Here is a 19,510-nt window from a genome sequence, read left to right on the forward strand (position 1 = left end):
ATCAGCCCTGCTGGGTGTTGTCTTGACCGACGATGCCGATGACGGCCTGGTCGTAGGCTGCGGCGGCGTCGTCGACGCTGGACTGCCCGGTCATGACGGCTTCCATCGCGACCTGGATCTGGTTCGAGATCTTGTCGTAGTCCTCGGTCGCCGGGCGGAAGTGGGTGGTGTCGACGAAGCTCGAGAAGGTCTCGAAGCTCGGGTTGGCGTCGAGGTACTCGCTGGACTGGGCGACGTCCGCGCGCACGGCGATCTGGCTGTTGTTGATGTCGTAAGACGTGGCGTTGTCCTTGTTCACCGCGGTGGAGAGGAAGTCCCAGGCGGCGTCCGCGTTCTTGGTGTTCTTGCCGATGGCGAGCGTCCACCCGCCCGACATGCTCGTGGTGCCGGGCGCCTGACCGTTCTGGGTGGGCATCGCGGCGATGCCGAGCGTGTCGCTCCACGCGGGCCACGGGGCGGTACCGCCGTCGACCCACGCGGCCGACTGCCACGAGCCGTCGAGGGCGATCGCGAGCTTGCCCTTCGGCAGCCAGTCGGCGGTCACACTCGTGAAGATGTTGGGGTCGAGCGCCTGCTGGAGCGAGGGCCCGAGTCCGCCCTGGTAGACGTCGGAGACGAACTTCAGCGAGTCCTTGAAGCCCTGGCTGCCGACGACCCACTTCTTCGAGGAGATGTCGTAGAGGGTGTCCTCGGTGCCGTAGAGGAGCATCTCGAGCCCCTGCATGGATGCCGCTTCACCGGCCGTCTTGCCCGAGTACACGTTCATCGGGATGACGTCGGGATCGGCCGCCTTGACCTTCTCGGCCGCCGAGAGCACGTCGGCCCAGGTCTTGGGCTGCCACGGGACGGAGATGCCCGCCTTGGCGAAGATCTCCTTGTTGTACCAGAGGCCGCGGGTGTCGGTTCCGAGCGAGACGCCGTAGGTCTTGCCGTCGGGGCCGAGGCCGGCCTGCTGGGCGCCGTCGGCGAACTGCGACCAGTCGCTCCACTTCGCGAGGTAGTCGTCGAGGGGCAGCAGGTACCCCGCCGCGGCGTCGGACTGGATCTTGAAGGTGTCTTCGTACTGGACGTCGGGGGCGGTGCTGGCCGACTTGTTCATCAGCGCGAGCTTCGTGTAGTAGTCGGCGCCCTCGGCCTGGATCGGCACGAGCTCGACGGTCATGCCGGGGTGCGCGGCCTCGTACTGCGACTTCGCGGTCTCCATCAGCGTCTGCATCTGGTTGAAGGTCGCCGTGGTCTGGTACGCGACGCGGATGGTCTTCGCGTCGCCGGCGTCTCCGCTGCCCGCGGAACAACCGGCCAGGGCCGCGGTCAGGGCGGTGGCGGTCAGAAGACCGGTCACCATCGTCAGTTTCTTCATGAAAGCTCCCTTGCTCGGGTGGAGACACCACGTCGCCAGAACCTTTTATAAATCAAATGGACTAACTCGGCAAGTCCGAACGGCGCAGCCCATGTAACGATCGGGAAACGCGCGGCTCCGCGCCCCAGGGGTCGGGCTCAGAGGGCGATCATCATGCGCGTCGGCCGTGCCGCGAAGGCGCCGTCGAGCATGAGGCAGGCGGCCCCCACGGCCGCGACGTCGGTTCCGACCCGCGAGCGACGCACGACGATCTCGCGCGTCGCGGTCGAGGCCGCGTCGACGGCGACGCGCTCGGCGACGACATCGCCCAGCACCCCCGCCAGGCGCTCCCACACGGGGCCGCCGAGGACGACCTCGTCGACGTCGATCAGGTTGTTGGTCACGACCAGCGCGCGCGCGATCCGCTCCCCCGCCCGCCGCAGCACCGCGGCCGGCACCTCCTCGCCCTCACGGGCGTCGCGCACGAGCCGGTCCAGGTCGGGGCGCGTGTCGCCGGCCGCCGCGGGAGCGTACCCGGCCTCGGCCAGCAGCACGCGCGGCTCGATCGACACCCCGAGGCACCCGCGAGCGCCGCACGCGCAGGGCGGACCATCGGGATCGACGATCACGTGGGCGATGCCACCGGCGTTGCCGGTGCGTCCGCGCACCGGCGCACCCGCGATCGCGAGCCCCACACCGACGCCCGCGCCGTAGTACAGGAACATCGCGTCCCCGAGGGCGTCGGAGCGGTCGAACCACATCTCCCCTACCATCGCGGCCGTCACGTCCTTCTCGACGATCACCGGCAGGCCCGTGACGGCGCCGAGGTCTTCGCGCACGTTCACGTTGTGCCACTCCGGCAGCAGGGGCGGATCGAGAAGGCGGCCGCCGCGCGCGTCGAAGGGACCCGGGGCTGCCACACCGACCCCGAGGACGAGCTCGCGGGGGATGCCGGCGCGCTCGACGATCGCGTCGACAGCGGCACCCACGGCATCCACCAGTCCGGCGGGAGTCGACACCGCCGGGCGGGCGATCTCGTCGTGCGCGATGACCTCACCCGCCATGTCGACCACCACGACCGTGTCGACCACCGGGTCGAGGTGCACCCCGACCGCGAACCGCGAGCGCGGCTCGAGCTTGAGCAGCGTGCGGGGCTTGCCGGGACCCGAGATGACCTTGCCGGCCTCGACGATCAGCCCTTCGTCGGCCAGACGACGGGTCACGTTGCTGAGCGTCTGGGCGCTGAGACCCGTGCGCGCCGACAGTTCGACCCGGCTGAGCCCCTCGGGCGAGCGGCGGATGTGATCCAGCACGAGAGCCTGGTTGTACTCCCCGACGGCGGGCAGGTTGGATCCCGTACGCATGACCCCTGCCCTCGTTCGCCGGTCCGCGGCGCGGGCCCTCTCGTCCAGATTACGCCCGCCCATCAGCGCGCCACCCTCTGCGGAATCCGTCAGGACTGCAGCGCCAACGCCGCCGCCCCGAGCAGCGGACCGTCTCCGTCGAGGCCCGAGCCGACGATGCGGCAGCGCCGCGCGTACGCGTGCAGCGAGGCGGCCTGGGCGGCCGCACGCACCTGGTCGACGTAGTCGGGCGCGACCTGCGAGAAGCCCCCGGCGATGGCCACGGCCTCGAGATCGCACAGGGTGGCCGCCGCGGCGATGGCCTGTCCCACCGCGGTCGCCGATCGCGTCACAGCGGCGATCGCGATGGCGTCGCCCGCCGCGTGGGAGGCGGCGAGATCGAGACCGGTCTCGCCCTGCCAGCCCTGCGTCTTCGCCCAGGCGACGGTGCCCGGCCCCGCGGCCACGGCTTCGAGGGTGGCCGCGACGACCTCGTCGCCCTCGATGGTGCGGACGAAGGTCTGCCCCAGATGACCCGCGTTGCCGCTGGCGCCGCTGACGGGGCGACCGCCCAGCACGAGGCCGCCGCCCACTCCCGTCGACACGACGATCGCCATCGCGTCGTCGCAGCCGACCAGGGCACCGCGCCAGTGCTCGGCGAGGGCGATGCACGTGCCGTCGAGGGCCAGGTGGATCGGGCCGTCCACGAGTCCCGCGAGTACCTCGTCGATGGGCAGACCCGCCGCGAGGGGCAGGTTGAGGGGCGACACCGACCGCGAGGGCAGGTCGACCGGGCCCGCGCTGCCCACGCCGATGGCGGTCACCGTGACCCCGGGGACCGCGGCCAGCGCTGCGGCGGCGGCCTCGCGCACGTGGCGGGCGATCGTGTCGCGGTCGTTCTCGCGACCGGTGGGGCGTCGGGTCACGCTCGCGCGGACCACCTCGCCCGAGGCCGAGACCAGGGCCGCGTCGACCTTCGTTCCGCCGATGTCGACGGCGAGCACGTGGGGGGCGGCGGGCAGGGACGGGGTGGTGTGCGACATGCGCGGGCTCCTCGGGTGGACCAACGCTCCCCGATCCTAGGGGCGCTCCGCTCTCGCCGAGTGCCGCCTGTGCACCCGCGGTATTCCGACCCCCGCTGCCGCGACGCGGGTTACGATCGGGTCACGGCGGCGACGACGCGCCTCCGCCTCCGCGACACAAGGGATGCCATGGACGAGACGGTCACGCCCGAGGCGACCACGCGGCTGCGCCGCGCCGATACCGCCGGCGGCCCCGCCCGCCCCGGGGTCGACACCGCTCTCGACGCGGAGTCTTTCGCCCGCCTGACCGGGGAGATCCTGGCATCCGTCTCGAAGGTGATCGACGGTAAGCCCGAGGCCGTCCGCAGCGCCCTGATCGCGTTGCTGGCCGAGGGGCACCTGCTCATCGAAGACGTCCCGGGCGTCGGCAAGACGATGCTCGCCCGGGCGCTCGCCGCCACGGTCGACGCCGACGTCCGTCGCATCCAGTTCACCCCCGATCTTCTGCCCGGCGACATCACCGGCGTGTCGGTGTTCAATCCGGTGCAGCGGCAGTTCGAGTTCACCCCCGGCGCGGTGTTCGCCCACATCGTCATCGCCGACGAGATCAACCGCTCCTCCCCCAAGACGCAGTCGTCGCTGCTCGAGGCCATGGAGGAACGCCAGGTCACCGTCGACGGGCGCACGCACGTCCTGCCCTCGCCGTTCCTCGTGGTGGCCACGCAGAACCCGTTCGAGATGGAGGGCACGTACGTTCTCCCCGAGGCGCAGCGCGACCGCTTCCTGCTGCGGATCTCGATGGGATACCCGGATGCCGCGGCCGAGGCGCTCATGCTCCGGCAGCGCGACGCGGTGAACCCCCTCGACGGGTTGACGCCGGTCGTCACCGCTCGCCAGGTGACCGCGATGATCGCCTGGGCCCGGGGCGTCCACGTGGCCCCCGCGCTCGAGGAGTACGTCGTCGCCCTCGCGCAGGCGACGCGCAGCCATCCCGACATCCGCCTGGGCGCGAGCCCCCGAGCGACCCTGCAGCTCGTCCGCGCCGCGAAGGTCCGCGCCGCCCTCGACGGTCGCGCCTACGTGATCCCCGACGACATCACCGCTCTGCTGTCGCCGGTGTTCGCCCACCGCTTGATCGCCAACCGGTCCGCCGCGGGCGGCCGCGCCGGAGCCGCGGTCGTCGCCGACGCCCTGGACCGGATCGCGACGAGCGTGCGCGTCCCCCTCGCCCCGCGGCCGTGAGCGCCGGCGTGAAGCGCCTGTGGCCCTTCACCCTCCGGGGCACGGGGGCGGTCCTCCTCGCCGTCGCGGGGTTCGTCATCGCGCAACGCGCCGGCATCCCGGAGTTGCTGTACTTCGCGACCCTGCTCGTCGCGCTCCTGGCGGCATCCGCGATCGCTCTGCTGCTGACGCGCGGGACGGGGTCGGTGTCGCGCGTCGTGACTCCCGAGACCCCCGAGGTCGGGGGCTCGGCGACGGTCGTGGTCCGCGCGGGCCTCTCGAGCGCCCTCCCCACCGGTCCGGGCCGGTGGAGCGACACTCTTCCCGCGGGCCTGACCGGACGCGCCGAGGGGGCCTCGGCTCCCCTCGGCTCCACGTTGGCGGGCGGTGCCGGCACGGTCGAGGTGCGCTACGACGTGGTCGGCGCGTCGCGCGGCATCCATTCGATCGGTCCGCTCGAGGTGACCACGACCGACCCGTTCGGTCTGGTGCGTCGGCGACTCGCCCTCGGCCGCACGACCGCGGTGACGGTGGCCCCGGCGATCGTGGATCTCACGCCCCTGCCCTCCGCCTCGGGTGAGGCCGGCGGCACGCGACAGACCGCGGCGCTGCAGCTCGGCCAGGGCGCCGACAACCTCGTCGCGCGCCCCTACGCTCCGGGCGATTCGATGCGGCGCATCCATTGGCGGGCGACCGCGCATCGGGACACCCTCATGGTGCGTCAGGAGGAGCAGGAATCCTCTCCCGCCGCCACGGTCGTCATTGACCGTGCGCTCTCGCGGTGGTCGTCGCAGGCCGCGCACGCCCCCGGGAGCGACCCCGCGTTCGAGACGGCGGTGACCGCGTGCGTGTCGGCCATCGCCCATCTCGTGCACGAGGGCTACACGGTCGACGTCGTCGACAGCGACGGCACGCTCCTCACCGATCCCGTCGAGGGCGGGGACGACGTCGAAGCGCGAGCGGCCGCCGCCGGGTTCGCGAGCCTGCGCGCCCGCGCCGACGACCCCTCCCACCGCGTCGTGCCGGCGACCGTGTCCGCCCTGCTCGGTCCGGTCGTGGTGATCACCGGAATCCTGTCGCCCGAGGACCGCGCGACGCTGGGCGCGGCGGGCCTGCACTCGGCTCTTCCCGTCCTGATCGTCGTGGCCGAGCACGCGGACCTCGACGCCCTCCAGGTCGCCGGCTGGCGCGCGACGCACCTGCTCCCGGCCGGGGACGTGGCCCTGGCGTGGGACGACGCGATGGAACAGGGGTACGCCCGTGTCGGCCGCTGATCTCACCGTGCTGCGCTCCCCCCGTCGGCGCCGCGACGCCACCCTGCTGACCGTCGGCCTGTTCGCCGCGATCGCCGCGGCGATGCTGCCGGTCTTCTCGGTCATCGCCCCGGGCGCGTGGGTCGCGGGAGCCGTCCTCGTGGCCGGGGGCGCTCTCGGCGCGGGGCTGATCGTGCGCCTCTCGCGCCTGCCCGCGGTGCTCGCCAGCGTGGCCGAGCTCGTCGTCTGGATCGTCCTGCTCACGGCGATCTTCGGGCGGACGACGGCGATTCTGCTGGTGATCCCCACTCCGTCGACCTTCGCGGCGGTCCCTGGTCTGATCGCTCAGGCCTCGGCCGAGATCCGCGACGGCGTCGCCCCCGTGCCCCCGGACGAGGGCCTGGCGTTCCTGCTGGTCGCGGCGATCGGCGCGCTCGCGATCGTGCTCGACCACGTCGTCCTGACGGCCCGGATGCCGTTGCTCGCCGGGGTCGGACTGGTCGCCGTCTCGCTCATCCCGACGATCGCGATCCCCTCCGACGTCGACATCGCGAGCTTCGTGCTGCTCGCAGCGGCGCTGTTGTTCCTGCTGCGGATCGACACGCGCGCGCGAACCGCGGCCCCGCCCCGACGCGACGGACGCTCGCCCGATCCGTCGCCCCGCCGCCTGTTCGGGGTGTCGGCGACGGCCCTGGGGGTCGCGGCGGTGGCCGTGATCGTCGCCGTGGTGGCCACTCCCCTGCTGCCCCAACCGGGTCTGCGGTTCGCCAGCGGCGGCACGGGCGGGCTGGGAACCACCATCAACCCCAACCTCGAACTCGGAAACGATCTGCGCCAGCCCCGCGACGTCGAGGTGCTCACGGTCCGCACCACGGGTCCGACGGCCCCGTACCTGCGCGCGGTCACGCTCTCGCGCTTCGACGGCGCCGTGTGGCAGCCCGACAGCTTCGACACCGTCGCGGTCCCCCCGAGCGGCGCCGTGTTCGACCGGGTCGGCGTCGACGGCGACATCACCCTCGCCGACTGGACGACCACCGTCACCGTCGATCAGCTCGACAGCCCGTGGCTGCCGGTGCCCTATCCGGCCTCGACGGTCACGGGCCTCAACGGCGACTGGCTCGGCATGCCGCAGAACCGCACGGTCGTCACGCGCGCGGGGTCGACGCGAGAGCAGGTCTACGAGGTGCAGGCGAACGTTCCGCGCCCCACCCTCGAGCAGATCCGTTCCAAGACGGTGGGCGGCACGGATCTCGATCCCGCCCTGACCGCTCTTCCCGCCGACGTGCCGGCCGTCATCGGCGACACCGCCCGCGAGGTGACCGCCAACGCTCAGACGCCGTACGACAAGCTCGTGACGCTGCAGAACTGGTTCCGCAGCAGTCAGTTCCGCTACTCCCTCGATGCCCCGGTCGACGCCGGATTCGACGGGGCGGGCCTCGACGCGGTGGCGCAGTTCCTGCAGGTGCGCGCCGGATACTGCGTGCACTACGCGTCGGCCTTCGCGGTCATGGCGCGAACCCTCGGCATCCCGGCGCGCATCGTCATCGGATATCTCCCCGGCACCGCCTCGAGCCTTCCCCAGCAGGGCGGCACGGAGTACACGGTTACCTCGAGCCAGCTGCACTCGTGGCCCGAGGTGTACTTCGAGGGCATCGGGTGGGTGCCGTTCGAGCCGACGAACAGCCTCGGCGTTCCGACGAACTTCGCCTCGGGCTCGACGGGCGGTAACAACACGGCCCCGAACACCCCGAGCCAGGATGCCGAGACCCCGGCCGACCAGCCGTCGACGGCCCCCTCGACGGCGGCTGAGAACGACCCCGGGGCGCAGACCACCGGCGGCGGCTCGGTGACCGCGCGTCAGAGCACGGCGTGGGTCGCCCCGGTCCTCGGGGTCCTCGCACTGCTGCTGCTCGCCGGGGTCCCGGCCGCGGCCCGGATGGTGCTGCGTCGTCGACGCCTCGCCGCCGCGCGGGCGGGCGATCCGGTGGCGGCGTGGACGGCGATGCGGGAGGACGCGGTGGATCTCGGCATCCCGGTCTCGTCCGCTCTGTCTCCGCGCGCCTTCGCGGCTCGGCTCGTCGAGGAGCAGGGCGCGCCGGCCGAGGACGTCGATCTCCTGCGTGACGCGGTCGAACGGGTGAGCTACGCGGGCGACAGCCTCGACCCCGCTCGGGGACCCGCCCTCGTCTCCGCCGTCGCGGGCGTGCGCGGGGCTCTCGACGCGAGAGCGACGCCGCTGCGGCGGGTGCTCGCGCGGGCGTACCCTCGCTCGCTCGTCGTGCGGCCCGGCGCCGTCGGCGCGGTCGAGCGCGAGAGCGTGTCGCGGTAGTCGCCGCGTGAAAGGCGAAGAGCGCCACCCTCTCGGGTGACGCTCTTCGTGTGGCGGAAGTGACAGGATTTGAACCTGCGAGGCGAGTTACCCCGCCTACATGGATTCCAGCCATGCTCCTTAGGCCGCTCGGACACACTTCCAAGGGACGATCCTACACGGCGCTCCGGCCCCGCTCGAATCGGTGCCGGGTCGCCGCATCCCCGCAGGTACCGCGAGACTGCATCTCGCTGACAAGCCGGTTGCAGGCTGCGCCCCTTTCGTCAACGAGGTGCAGTCTCAGCGGGATTCGGCCCGGGTCAGAGCACGCTCTTCGGCAGGCGGTGAAGGGTCACCGCCCCCACGGCACGGAACGGATGCAGCGGGTCGGGCACCTCCGAACCCGTCGGTCCGCCCAGTTCGCTGTGCACGAGGGCGCTCATGACCGCGTACGCGTCCATCCGATCCCATCCGCGCACCTCGACGAGCTCGTCGAAGACGTCCTCGTAGCCGCGCCGGACGCTCTCCTGCACCGGGTCGCCCAGGCCGACGAAGATCCACTCCTCGTCGGTCTCGACGCGGGGCGCGCGCAAAGCGGCATCCGGGATCAGATCGATCGAGACCACGGCGACCCCCGCCGCTTCGATCGCGACGAACGACGACTCGCCTCGGGCCATCACGGCGTGGATGTCGCCGATCGAGAGGAGGGCTCCCTCGACCTCGACGGGCAGGTAGACGGTGGCACCCGGGGCGACGTCGGTGAGGTCCATGTTGCCGCCGAGGGCGGTGGTCGGCATGACCGTCGAGTTCGTTCCGGCGGCGGGCGCCGTGCCGATGCAGCCGATCATCGGGCGCGCGGGCACCACGTGCCGCTCGGTGAGGTGCACGCCCGCCGCGTCGATCGGGATGCGCCGGCTGACGACGTGATCCGGCATGCGGTGCTGCAGCGCCCCGGCGCCGGGGAGGCTCTGCGACCACCCGTACGCGCCGAGGCGGATCTCGTGGACGTGCACCGCGAGGGCGTCGCCGGGCTTCGCCCCCTCGACGTACACGGGGCCGGTCACCGGGTTGATGGGGGCCTTCAGCGCCCCGAGGTCGCCGTGCTCGTGCAGCTCGGCGTACACCGCGTCGTCGGTCTCGAACGCAATCCTTTCGCCGGTGCCGGGCCGAATGCGCAGCGCCGGGGGCACCGACGCGTCGTAACCCGGGCGACCGTGCTCCTTGCCGAGCCAGCGCTCCTCGGTCATCGGGAGGCCACCTCTCCGCCGCCCTCGCCGGCGGTCGCCGTCGCGTGCTCGGGCAGGGGGCCGGTGGCCCCGCCGTTCTTGCGGGCGAAGATCAGGTAGACGATCCCGCCGACGACCAGCCACAGGATGCCGCCGATCTTGGCGGTCATGTCGGCGTTGAGCAGCACGTATCCGATGATCAGGAAGCCGACCAGGGGCACCACGAGGTGCAGCAGGTAGTTCTTCGACTTCTTCTTGCCGAGGTAGTACGCCGCGACCGACACGTGCAGCAGCATGAAGCCGAGCAGGGCGCCGAAGTTCACCAGCGACGAGATGACGGCGATCTGGCCGACGAAGAACAGCACCAGCACGAGCGAGATCGCGCTCACCAGCAGGATCGCCGCCATCGGCACCTGGCGCGAGGTGACCTTCGAGAGGAAGGCGGGAAGGCGCCGGTCGCGGCTCATCGAGTAGAGCAGGCGCGAGGTCGCCGCCTGGGCCGCGACCGCGTTGGCGATACCCACCGCGATGACGTTGACCGCGAGGAAGGCTGTCGCCCACCCGCTGCCGGCGGCCTTGGCCACGAGCACGAAGAACGCGTTGTTGACCTCGTCGTCACCGAAGGCGATCGTGCCGTTCGCGAGAGCGCTGGCGAACCAGGTCTGGGCGATGAAGAGCACCGCGACCACGAGCAGGGCGATGATCATGGCGCGACCGCCCGACTTCCGGTCACCGGTGGACTCCTCGGCCATCGTGGAGATGCCGTCGAAGCCGAGGAAGCTCAGCACTGCGATCGAGAGGGCGGTGGCGATGAGCGCGGGGTTGACCTTCTCGGCATCCCACAGCGGAGCCATCGTGAACTCGGCGCCCGGGATCGTGCCGGACGACAGGGCGACCATGGCGATCACGACGAAGATCACCACGAAGGCGAGCTGGATGGCGAGCATGACGCGGTTGGCGATTTTGATCGAGCCGATGCCGAGCACGTTGATGACGGTGTTGATGACGACGAAAGCCACGGCCCAGATCCACTGCGGCACGTCGGGGAAGATGCCCGCCATCGACGAGGCGGCGAAGACGTAGAGCAACGTGGGGACGAGCAGGTAGTCGAGCAGGATCGCCCAGCCGGCGAAGAAGCCGACCGTGGGGTGCAGGCCGCGACCGACGTACGAGAACACGGAGCCGGCGATCGGGAACGCCTTCGACATCTGCGCGTAGGCGAGGGCGGTGAAGATCATCGCGATCACGCCGGTGAGGTACACCAGCGGAACCATGCCGCTCGCGGCGTTGAACACGACGCCGAAGATCGCCCACGGGGCGATGGGCACCATGAAGACGAGACCGTAGACCACGAGGTCGAAGGTGGACATGGAGCGCTTGAGCTCCTGCTTGTAGCCGAACGACTCCAGCGACTGCTGGGCCTCGGGGGCGGGGTGCGACATCGGGTCTCCTGGTTCGGGTGGGGCGGGGGCGGGTGTCAGGGAAGGGGCGCGAGGAAGTCGGCGATGACCGCGCGGAAGGCGTCGGGCATCTCGAGGTGGGTGCAGTGGCTCGCTCCGGCGAACACGTGGGAACGGGCGCCGGGGATGTGCGCGACGAAGGGCTCCCACGTCTCGGGGGTGGCCTCGTCGAACTCGCCCGCGACCACCAGGGTGGGCACGGCGACCTGGGGCAGGCGGTCGATGATCGTCCAGTCACGGCCCGTCCCGACGACGTGGAACTCGTTCGGGCCGTTCATCGTGAAGTAGACCGTGGGGTCGGCGAGCATCTGCTGCTCGCTGTCGACGAAGTCCTGCGGCATCGGCGTGACGCGGCACACGTGACGCTCGTAGAAGACGCGCGTGGCCTCGGCGTACTCGGGGTCGTCGAGGGTGCCGGCGGCCTCGTGCCGGTCGAGGGCCTCGCGGGCCTCATCGGGGAGTTCGGCGCGCAGTCGCGCCGCTCCCGCGAGCCAGAGGGCCATGGATGCCGGGGAGTTGCAGATCTCGAGGCTCCGCAGCCCCGCGGGCTGACGCACGGCGATCTCGGCGCCGAGCATGCCACCCCACGACTGACCGAGCACGTGGTACTCGTCGAAGCCGAGGGCCTCGCGCAGGTTGTGGAACTCGTCGACGAAGAGCTGCGGCACCCACTGCGAAGCCGGGGCGTCGGGGTGGTGCGAGCTCTTGCCGCACCCGATCTGGTCGTAGTGCACGACCGTGCGCCCGGTCAGATCGGCGAGGGCGTCGAGGTTCGAGACGTAGTTGTGCGCCATCCCCGGCCCGCCGTGCAGCACGAACAGGGGCGCTGCGCCGGTGGGCTCGGACGGTTCGGTCAGACGGGCCCAGGTGTAGCCGTCGCGGAAGGGGACGGTGATCTCGCGTTGCATGGAGTCATCGTGGACCCCTTAAAGGTGCGTTGGCAAACCTTTTCTGCGGAATTAACATGGGAGAAACGACGGGAGCCCATGGCCGACACCGACGACGCCTCCCTGGTGGAGCGCGTGACCGAGCGACTGATCACCGCCGTGGCGGTGGGAGAGTTCCTCCCGGGCACCCGTCTTCCCGCCGAGCGCGACCTCTCGCCCCTCCTGGGCGTCGGGCGGACGACGGTGCGCGCGGCCCTCGACGACCTGTCGACCCGGGGCCTGATCGAGCGCCGTCGCGGCCGGGGCGGGGGCACCTTCGTCGCCGAGGACTGGCCCGCGTCGATCGTGGTCGGTGTCGACCGGTGGTTCGAGGAGCGCTGGAGCGACCTCGTCGACGCGTGCACCGCGAGCTCGATGCTGCACTCCTCGCTCGCGCGCCTGGCCGCCGAGCGGCGCACCGACGCCGACATCACCGCGATGCGGGGCCGCCTCGACGACTTCCACGCCGCGGAGTCGGGCGACCCGAAGCAGCGCGCCGACAGTCTGCTGCACCTCGCCATCATCGACGCCGCGCACAACACCGCACTTCGCGACATCCTCCTCGAGCACGAGCGGCACCTCTCGCTCTCGGCCCCGGCCCACCCGTGGGGCGATCGCGGAAGCCACCGCCACATGGAGACCCGCGCCGCGCGCGAGCACGACGCGATCGTCGACGCGATCGTGCAGGCCACCCCCGACGAGGCCGCCGAGCTCGCCCGCCGACACGTACAGATCGACCTCGAACTGTTCACCGAGGCCCGCGAATTCGCCCGCCGGCGGGCGGCCGAGGCCGCGACCGGCTGAGCCTCAGCCGCGCAGGCGCTCCTCGAGACCCGCGCGCACGGCGGGCCATTCGTCGCGCAGGATCGAGAAGTACAGCGTGTCCGAGACGCTCCCGTCGGGGGCGATGCGGTGCTGTCGCAAGCGCCCTTCGCGCGTGGCGCCGAGGCGCTCGATGGCCCGCGCGCTGCGCTCGTTGCGCGCGTCGCAGCGCAGCGCCACGCGATTGACCCCCCACCCCTCGAACGCGTGCGCGAGCAGCAGCAGCTTCGCGGCGGGGTTGGTGCGACCGCCCTGGAAAGACCGGCCATACCAGGTCGTGCCGATCTCGACCCGCCCCTGCGCGGGCACGTACTCGTAGAACGTCGTGGCGCCGCGGACCTGGCCGGTCTCGGCATCCCGCACCGTGAAGGCGTACAGACCCGGGGTCGCGTTCTGCTGCTCGACGCGCGCGGCGTAGGCCTCGACCGAGTCCGCCCAGGGCGTGGTCATGCGACTCCACAGCTCGGCGTCGGTCAGCGGCCAGGCCTCGGCCGCGTCGGCGGCTCGAGCAGGAGACATCCGGATGCCGTGACCCTCGAGCGCGATCTCGTGCGCGGTCACCGTGCCTCCAACTGGGCGATGAACTCGTCGGCCGCGGCGACCTTGCGGCGGAGGTCTTCTCGCCGCTGGTGCGCTTCGTCGCGGATGTCGGCGAGCTGCGCGCGGAGTGCGTCGTCGGAGGGGTCAGCCTCGAGACCGTCGACCACGGCCAGCAGCTCACCCATCTGCTCGAGGGAGTAGCCGAGCGGCTTCATGCGGCGGATGAGGAGCAGTCGCGACTCGTCGTCGGCCGTGTAGAGACGGAAGCCGCCTTCGGTTCGAGCCGAGGGACGCAGCAAACCGATCTCGTCGTAATGACGGAGCGTGCGGATCGACAGCCCCGTCCGCTCGGCGAGCTCGCCGATCTGCATCGGTCGCACCTCGGTCATCGCATCCCCGATCCCGCAACCCTCTCGTTACGGTAGAGTCTCCTTCGTCGCGATCGCGACCCCCCTATTCTTCCCCGCGCCGACGCGGGTCCCCTCCCCTACCTCCTGGAGACTCTCCATGACCTCTGCCATCGCGCGCCCGCGCACCGAGCCCACCGTCCTGCAGGCCCTTCGCTCCCCCCGCCTGCTGACCCGCGAGGTGCTCGCCGGCCTCGTCGTCGCCATCGCCCTCATCCCCGAGGCGATCGCGTTCTCGATCATCGCCGGCGTCGACCCGCGACTCGGCCTGTTCTCGTCCTTCGTCATGGCGGTCGCCATCGCGTTCCTCGGCGGACGCCCCGCGATGATCTCGGCCGCGACCGGCGCGATCGCTCTCGTCATCGCCCCCGTCGCCCGCGAGCACGGGGTCGACTACCTGCTCGCGACGGTGATCCTCGGCGGCATCCTGCAGGTGATCCTCGGCCTGCTCGGGGTGGCCAAGCTCATGCGCTTCATTCCGCGCAGCGTCATGGTGGGCTTCGTCAACGCGCTCGCGATCCTCATCTTCACGGCGCAGGTGCCGCAGCTGATCGGCGTGCCGTGGGCCGTCTACCCGATCGCCGCGGCGGGCCTCGCGATCATGTACCTCCTGCCGCGCGTCACCAAGGTCGTGCCCGCCCCGCTCGTGGCGATCGTGCTGCTGACCGGCGCCGCGGTCGTCTTCGGCATCTCGGTCCCCACGGTCGGCGACCAGGGCGCGCTACCCGAGAGCCTGCCCGCCCTTCTGATGCCGAATGTCCCGCTGACCGGCGAGACGCTCGCCATCATCCTGCCCTTGGCCGTCGCCATGGCGATCGTCGGCCTGCTCGAATCGCTCATGACCGCCGCCCTCGTGGACGACATCACCGACACCCCCTCGTCGAAGACGCGCGAGTCGCTCGGACAGGGCGCCGCGAACGTGCTGTCGGGTCTGTTCGGCGGAATGGGCGGCTGCGCGATGATCGGCCAGACGATGATCAACGTGAAGGCGTCGGGGGCGCGCACCCGTATCTCGACCTTCCTGGCCGGCGTCTTCCTGCTCGTGCTCGTGCTCGCCTTCGGCGATGTCGTCGCCGTCATCCCGATGGCGGTGCTGGTGGCCGTGATGATCGTGGTGTCGATCGCGACCTTCGACTGGCACAGCATCCGCCCCTCGACTCTTCGTCGGATGCCGCTGAGCGAGACGATCGTGATGATCCTCACGGTCGCGATCACGGTGTGGACGCACAACCTCGCGATCGGCGTGGGCGTGGGCGTGGTCGCCGCCGCCGTCCTGTTCGCCCGCCGGGTCGCCAGCGTCACCTCCGTGACGCGCGAGGTGGAGGGCGACACCGCCCGCTACACCGTGGAGGGCGAGCTGTTCTTCGCCTCGAGCAACGACCTGACGACGAAGTTCGCGTACCACGACGATCCGCGGCACGTGGTCATCGACCTCTCGCACTCGCACGTGTGGGATGCCTCGACGGTCGCCGCCCTCGACGCGGTGCAGACGAAGTACGCCCATCTCGGCACGACGGTCGAGATTGCGGGCATGAACGCCACCGCCGCCCGGTTGCACGCACGCCTGAGCGGAGGGCTCGGCGCCGGGCACTGACCGCGGGAGCCGCCCGAAATCTCGGCTCTACGACCTCAGCGTGGTCGACGGCGTCTCGCCGAACTCTCCGCGGTACATCGCGGCGAAGCGTCCGAGATTCGAGAACCCCCAGCGCGCGGCGATCGCCGCCACCGTCTCGACGGAGGGATCCGCGCTGCGCAGCTCCGCACGCGCGGCATCGAGCCGGACGCGGCGCAGGTACTGCATCGGCGTACGGCCGGTGGCCGCGCGGAAGGCGTACTGCAGACCGCGCGGCGACAAGCGCGCCGCCTGGGCGATGTCCGACAGCACGACCGGCTCGGCCGCGTGGGCCTCGACGTACGCCTTGGCCCGGCGCACCGGCGCGGGCAGGGGGCGCGACGGGCGGCCCGCGGCCAGCGCCTCGGTGAAGGTCGTGGGGAACGCCAGCAGGGACGCCTCCAGAAGCAGGGTGCGGGCCTGTTGCTCGATGATCGGGGTGCGCTCGGGCGAGCGCAGCAGGATGTCGCGCGCGTACTCCCAGGTGCGCGACCAGTACCGCAGACGCTGCTCGCTCACCGGCGCGTAACCGGTGGGCCGGACCCTCAGGGTGTCATCGCCGGACATGCGGCGCGCGGCCTCGTCGAACTCGGTCCGCGCGAACGAGACGGCCGTGCCCGCGATACGACCCGTGAACGCGATCTCGAGAGGGCGATCCACCACCATGAACGGCACGGCCGTGTCGATCCGTTCGCGGCGGTACGTGCCCGACACCCGCGGGCCGGCGATGCGCCCCACCACGACCTGATCGAGCGGGTCGGACTCGACGAGCATCGTCGACCCGATCGTGTAGTCGCAGAAAGCGAAACCGGGCTCGGATGCCGCGTGCCAGGCGAGCGCCGGCTGGATTACCTCGGCGCGCGAGATGCGCGCGCCGGGAACCACGGTCTGCCAGAGGTGCTCCACCGTCTCGGCGTCGCGGGTTTCGATGTTGGTGTGCTCCACGCCTTGTTTCCTAAATAGTCCGAGGATGTGCGGCAAGACCATTGCGCCCAGTGGCGGGGGCCACTATGGGAACGCTCTCACGCCCTGCAGGTTCCGGAGACCGCGGCGTCGTGGATGCCCCCCATCCGCTTTCCACGCTATCGCTCATAGGAAAAACAATGCGCAATTCGGCGCATTCGGCCCCGAGGCGCGAATCGACATCCCTAATGCGAAAAATGGACGGCGTCCACATTGACCGCGAGCACGGACGCGGGCGAGCATTCCCCCGCGGCGCGCGTGCCGCACACCGACCGCTCCTCGTTCCCCGGCGGGTGGTCGTCCGGCGCCTCGGGGCGGAGCTCGTGACCCCGCTCCGAGGCGCGGGTCAGCGCCCCATAATGGGAGGGGCCGCCATCCGGCGTCAGCCTGTCGAAGGGATCCTCATGCCGTTTCGGACGATGACCACGCTGCAGGCCTGGGTCGACGACTTCCGGGCCCTCGGCTACGACGACGCGTCGATCCTGCGCGTGATCCCCCAGGACAGCGAGGACGGCGCCGACGCCGGACTCATCGCCGCTCAGCTGAAGAGCGTGTCGACGACGTTCTTCGTCGCGCCGGGGCCGGAGCAGAATTCGACCGAGTGGGCGGTCACCTTCGAACCGCGCGAAGATGCCGCGCCGCTGCCCGCGGGCCGCGTCATGGCCCTGTCCGGCGAACTGGCGACGCTCTCAGCCCTCTGCTCGTTCCTGCAGGCTCGTTCGGAAGCGTTCCTCGCGAACACCTGAGCACGATTCACGCCGCGACCGACCCCGCCGAGGGACCTCAGCCGCCGGCGTGCGCCGTGATGTGCGTGAGCAACCGCGCGACGCGTCGTGCTTCTTCGGGATCGAGTTCGGCGACCGCCTCTTCCACCGCCGCGTCGAACGCGCGCAGCTGCGACCACGGCGGAGTGTCGAGATCGACGATCGCGGTGATGTGGTTGACGCGACGGTCCTCGGCGTCGAGGTCGCGGCGCACGGCTCCGCGCTGCACGAGCCGGTCGATGAGCGTGGTCACGCCGGCCGACGTGATGCCGAGATGGTCGCGGACGTGCGTGGGCCGGGCTCCGGGGTTCTCCGCGACGAAAAGCAGGGCGCGCGCGTCGAGCTCGTTCAGAGACAGCTCACGACGGGCCTCCGCGGCGGCGACGCGACGCGCTTCTCCGTAGGAGAGAAGGGCGCGACCGAGCTCCGACCCCGGCGAGGGGGGAAGCGAAGTATCGGGGGACGAGTGCACGACCCATGATCGTACTCATTCCTGCCCAGCGCGCGCGCAGCTTGCACGGAGCGCCCTCGCGTGTTCCACGGGCCCCCGCCCGGGTGAACCGGGGGCCAAGCGCACCCGGTGACGCCTGTCAAGCCGGTCTCGGCCCCCGCCACCGCGGTCTATGACGGAGGAAGAGCCGTCGGGAGACGGCCGGACCCCGTCGGGAGACGGGAATGAGGAGAACACCATGATCTACGGACAGCAGAGCGCACGACAGACGGGCTCGGTGTGGAGTATCGCCATGACGGCCGCCATGGGCAACGGCATCGGCCCGCGCTCGATCGAGGAGACACCCGCGCCGCGCTCGGCGAAGCGGTGGCCCTGGTCGCGTACGGCCCCGGCCGGCGAACCGATGGTCGTCGCGCCCCGCGCCTAATCACCCACCCCTTCACCCGGCGCGTCGGCTTCTTCCCCGGAAGTCGGCGCGTCGGCTCGTGTCCGGGCGTTCACACGATGGTCTCTGCCGTGTAACCCACCGCACGGGGTCGAGGCCTCAGCATGGGACGACCGCATCCGCGGTGGTGGATCCCGGCTGGAAAGCGACCCCGATGACCCGACCCGTGCGCGTGCTCTCGCTCTACGAAGGCTTCTTCGCCGGAGGGGCGAGGATCCTGCATTCCGACGTCGTGGCGGGCCTCGCCTCCGACGGATCGCAAGAGCATCGCGTGCTGTCGCTCACCTCGGCCGCGCGCCGCGACGCTTCTCTTCAGTTCGCGCGCGACGACACCCGCTTCCGCCGCCTGCAGGACCGCGGGGTTCGCATCGACACCTTCGACCGTGTCGCGGGCGATCGACCGCTGGCTCCCGAGGAGTTCTCGCGGATCGAACTGGAGCACGCCGCGCGACTGTTCGACGAGGCCGATGTCATCCTCTCGCTCAAGGAGCAGCCGCTGAGCCTCGTGGTCGCGCTCGAGCGCGCCGGGCTGCTGCCCGACCGACCTGTCGCGGCCTGTCTGCACCGCTCCGACCCCACCCATTCCGGTCCCGCACTGGGCTGGTTGGTCGAGGCCGCCGATTCCGGCGCGGTGAGCGCGACGATCTCGTGCGCCGAATCCACCTCCCGCGCCTACGCGCGCGCCGGCGTCTCCGCCGGTGAGGCGTGGGTCATCGACAACGGCATCGACACCCGCCGCTTCCGCCCCGGCACGCGCGCCGAGCGCCGACGGATCCGCGGGGGTCTCGGCATCCCGGACTCCGCCCCCGTCGTCCTGCTGGCGGCGCGCTTCGACGCCATGAAGGACCCGGGGCTGTTCCTCCGCGCCGTCGCGGCTCACGCGCGGACCGCGCCGGGCACGCACTACGTGGTGTGCGGGTCGGGTATGACCCGCACCAACCCCGCGTTCGTCTCGCTGCTGGCCGACAGCGGTGTCGACGACGGGGTGGCCCTGCACGCCCTCGGGCTTCGCGAGGACATGCCGGAGCTGTACCGGATCGCCGACGTCGTCGCGCTGACCAGCGCCTTCGGTGAGGCGTCTCCGCTGTGCCTCGTCGAGGGAGCGGCATCCGGAGCCGTCCCGGTGACCACGGACGTCGGAGACGCGGCGCGCCTGGTGGAGGGGTTCGGGCTCGTGACCGCGCGCGAGGTCGACGCGATCGTCGAGGCGTGGGGAGACGCCCTCGCCCTCGGCCCGGCGTTGCGGGCAGCCGCTCTCGCGGCCCGGGGGCGGATGGACCGGGGACGCATGATCGCCGACTACCGGACGACCGTCGAGGGCCTGCTCGTCTCGCGCATGCTCGCGGCCTGAGACCCGCCACTGTAGACGGCGGGTCGACACGACGCCATCCCCGCCGAGGAGCGGAAG

Annotated in this window: 18 protein-coding genes and 1 tRNA gene; 8 read left to right on the plus strand and 11 right to left on the minus strand. The window is 71.4% G+C overall.

What is annotated here, in order from left to right; translation table 11 throughout:
* Position 1: 1 nt before the first annotated feature.
* The 3 genes from OVA26_RS14025 to OVA26_RS14035 all read right to left on the minus strand — a co-directional run bounded on the left by OVA26_RS14025 (position 2) and on the right by OVA26_RS14035 (position 3,725).
* Positions 2–1,360, minus strand: a complete 1,359-nt coding sequence (locus OVA26_RS14025) for an extracellular solute-binding protein (RefSeq protein ID WP_268104498.1) — start codon at positions 1,358–1,360, stop codon at positions 2–4.
* A 137-nt stretch (positions 1,361–1,497) separates the two neighbouring features.
* Entirely contained in the window at positions 1,498–2,703 is a 1,206-nt protein-coding gene (locus tag OVA26_RS14030; RefSeq protein WP_268104499.1) for an ROK family transcriptional regulator, read from the minus strand.
* 89 nt (positions 2,704–2,792) lie between these two features.
* On the minus strand, positions 2,793–3,725 hold the full coding sequence (locus OVA26_RS14035; protein ID WP_268104500.1) for an ROK family protein: 933 nt from the start codon (positions 3,723–3,725) through the stop codon (positions 2,793–2,795).
* A 168-nt stretch (positions 3,726–3,893) separates the two neighbouring features.
* Between OVA26_RS14035 and OVA26_RS14040 the strand changes: the two genes are divergently transcribed.
* Genes OVA26_RS14040 through OVA26_RS14050 form a run of 3 tightly spaced genes read left to right on the plus strand, consistent with a single transcriptional unit; the run spans position 3,894 to position 8,507 of the window.
* On the plus strand, positions 3,894–4,946 hold the full coding sequence (locus OVA26_RS14040; RefSeq protein WP_144785769.1) for an AAA family ATPase: 1,053 nt from the start codon (positions 3,894–3,896) through the stop codon (positions 4,944–4,946).
* Positions 4,943–6,199: a DUF58 domain-containing protein gene (locus OVA26_RS14045; RefSeq protein ID WP_268104501.1), complete on the plus strand. Its 1,257-nt coding sequence runs from the start codon at positions 4,943–4,945 to the stop codon at positions 6,197–6,199. The genes OVA26_RS14040 and OVA26_RS14045 overlap by 4 nt, the downstream gene beginning before the upstream one ends.
* Positions 6,186–8,507: a DUF3488 and transglutaminase-like domain-containing protein gene (locus tag OVA26_RS14050; RefSeq protein ID WP_268104502.1), complete on the plus strand. Its 2,322-nt coding sequence runs from the start codon at positions 6,186–6,188 to the stop codon at positions 8,505–8,507. Before OVA26_RS14045 ends, OVA26_RS14050 begins: the two co-directional genes overlap by 14 nt.
* A 51-nt stretch (positions 8,508–8,558) precedes the next feature.
* On the opposite strand, the gene OVA26_RS14055 is transcribed toward OVA26_RS14050, so the two are convergent.
* The 4 genes from OVA26_RS14055 to OVA26_RS14070 form a co-directional block, all read right to left on the minus strand.
* Positions 8,559–8,650 (minus strand) — tRNA-Ser (locus OVA26_RS14055).
* A 156-nt stretch (positions 8,651–8,806) separates the two neighbouring features.
* Entirely contained in the window at positions 8,807–9,733 is a 927-nt protein-coding gene (locus tag OVA26_RS14060) for an acetamidase/formamidase family protein (RefSeq protein ID WP_268104503.1), read from the minus strand.
* Positions 9,730–11,154, minus strand: a complete 1,425-nt coding sequence (locus OVA26_RS14065; RefSeq protein WP_268104504.1) for an APC family permease — start codon at positions 11,152–11,154, stop codon at positions 9,730–9,732. The genes OVA26_RS14060 and OVA26_RS14065 overlap by 4 nt, the downstream gene beginning before the upstream one ends.
* Before the next feature lie 35 nt (positions 11,155–11,189).
* Positions 11,190–12,080, minus strand: coding sequence for a proline iminopeptidase-family hydrolase (locus OVA26_RS14070; RefSeq protein ID WP_268104505.1), 891 nt, complete (start codon positions 12,078–12,080; stop codon positions 11,190–11,192).
* Positions 12,081–12,158: 78 nt separating this feature from the next.
* On the opposite strand from OVA26_RS14070, the gene OVA26_RS14075 reads away from it, so the two are divergent.
* Positions 12,159–12,902, plus strand: a complete 744-nt coding sequence (locus OVA26_RS14075) for a FadR/GntR family transcriptional regulator (RefSeq protein WP_268104506.1) — start codon at positions 12,159–12,161, stop codon at positions 12,900–12,902.
* A 3-nt stretch (positions 12,903–12,905) separates the two neighbouring features.
* On the opposite strand, the gene OVA26_RS14080 is transcribed toward OVA26_RS14075, so the two are convergent.
* Together OVA26_RS14080 and OVA26_RS14085 are read right to left on the minus strand one after the other, a co-directional pair.
* Positions 12,906–13,481 carry a GNAT family N-acetyltransferase gene (locus OVA26_RS14080; protein WP_268104507.1) on the minus strand — a complete coding sequence of 192 codons (576 nt, stop codon included), beginning with the start codon at positions 13,479–13,481 and terminating at the stop codon, positions 12,906–12,908.
* Positions 13,478–13,849, minus strand: coding sequence for a MerR family transcriptional regulator (locus OVA26_RS14085; protein WP_268104508.1), 372 nt, complete (start codon positions 13,847–13,849; stop codon positions 13,478–13,480). Before OVA26_RS14085 ends, OVA26_RS14080 begins: the two co-directional genes overlap by 4 nt.
* Before the next feature lie 118 nt (positions 13,850–13,967).
* On the opposite strand from OVA26_RS14085, the gene OVA26_RS14090 reads away from it, so the two are divergent.
* Positions 13,968–15,461, plus strand: a complete 1,494-nt coding sequence (locus OVA26_RS14090; RefSeq protein WP_268104509.1) for a SulP family inorganic anion transporter — start codon at positions 13,968–13,970, stop codon at positions 15,459–15,461.
* A 27-nt stretch (positions 15,462–15,488) separates the two neighbouring features.
* Here OVA26_RS14090 and OVA26_RS14095 read toward each other — a convergent pair whose 3' ends face one another.
* On the minus strand, positions 15,489–16,424 hold the full coding sequence (locus tag OVA26_RS14095; RefSeq protein ID WP_056229644.1) for an AraC family transcriptional regulator: 936 nt from the start codon (positions 16,422–16,424) through the stop codon (positions 15,489–15,491).
* Between the two features lie 422 nt (positions 16,425–16,846).
* On the opposite strand from OVA26_RS14095, the gene OVA26_RS14100 reads away from it, so the two are divergent.
* On the plus strand, positions 16,847–17,188 hold the full coding sequence (locus OVA26_RS14100) for a hypothetical protein (protein ID WP_268104510.1): 342 nt from the start codon (positions 16,847–16,849) through the stop codon (positions 17,186–17,188).
* Between the two features lie 37 nt (positions 17,189–17,225).
* On the opposite strand, the gene OVA26_RS14105 is transcribed toward OVA26_RS14100, so the two are convergent.
* The gene (locus OVA26_RS14105) at positions 17,226–17,678 is read right to left on the minus strand and encodes a MarR family winged helix-turn-helix transcriptional regulator (protein ID WP_268104511.1); all 453 of its coding nucleotides are present in this window, start codon (positions 17,676–17,678) and stop codon (positions 17,226–17,228) included.
* A 217-nt stretch (positions 17,679–17,895) separates the two neighbouring features.
* Here OVA26_RS14105 and OVA26_RS14110 point away from each other — a divergent pair, with 217 nt between their 5' ends.
* Positions 17,896–18,084, plus strand: a complete 189-nt coding sequence (locus tag OVA26_RS14110) for a hypothetical protein (protein WP_268104512.1) — start codon at positions 17,896–17,898, stop codon at positions 18,082–18,084.
* 172 nt (positions 18,085–18,256) lie between these two features.
* On the plus strand, positions 18,257–19,453 hold the full coding sequence (locus OVA26_RS14115) for a glycosyltransferase (protein WP_268104513.1): 1,197 nt from the start codon (positions 18,257–18,259) through the stop codon (positions 19,451–19,453).
* Positions 19,454–19,510: the final 57 nt, after the last annotated feature.

Origin of the sequence: Microbacterium sp. SL62 (genome assembly GCF_026672635.1) — a bacterium.
Lineage (GTDB): Bacteria > Actinomycetota > Actinomycetes > Actinomycetales > Microbacteriaceae > Microbacterium > Microbacterium testaceum_A.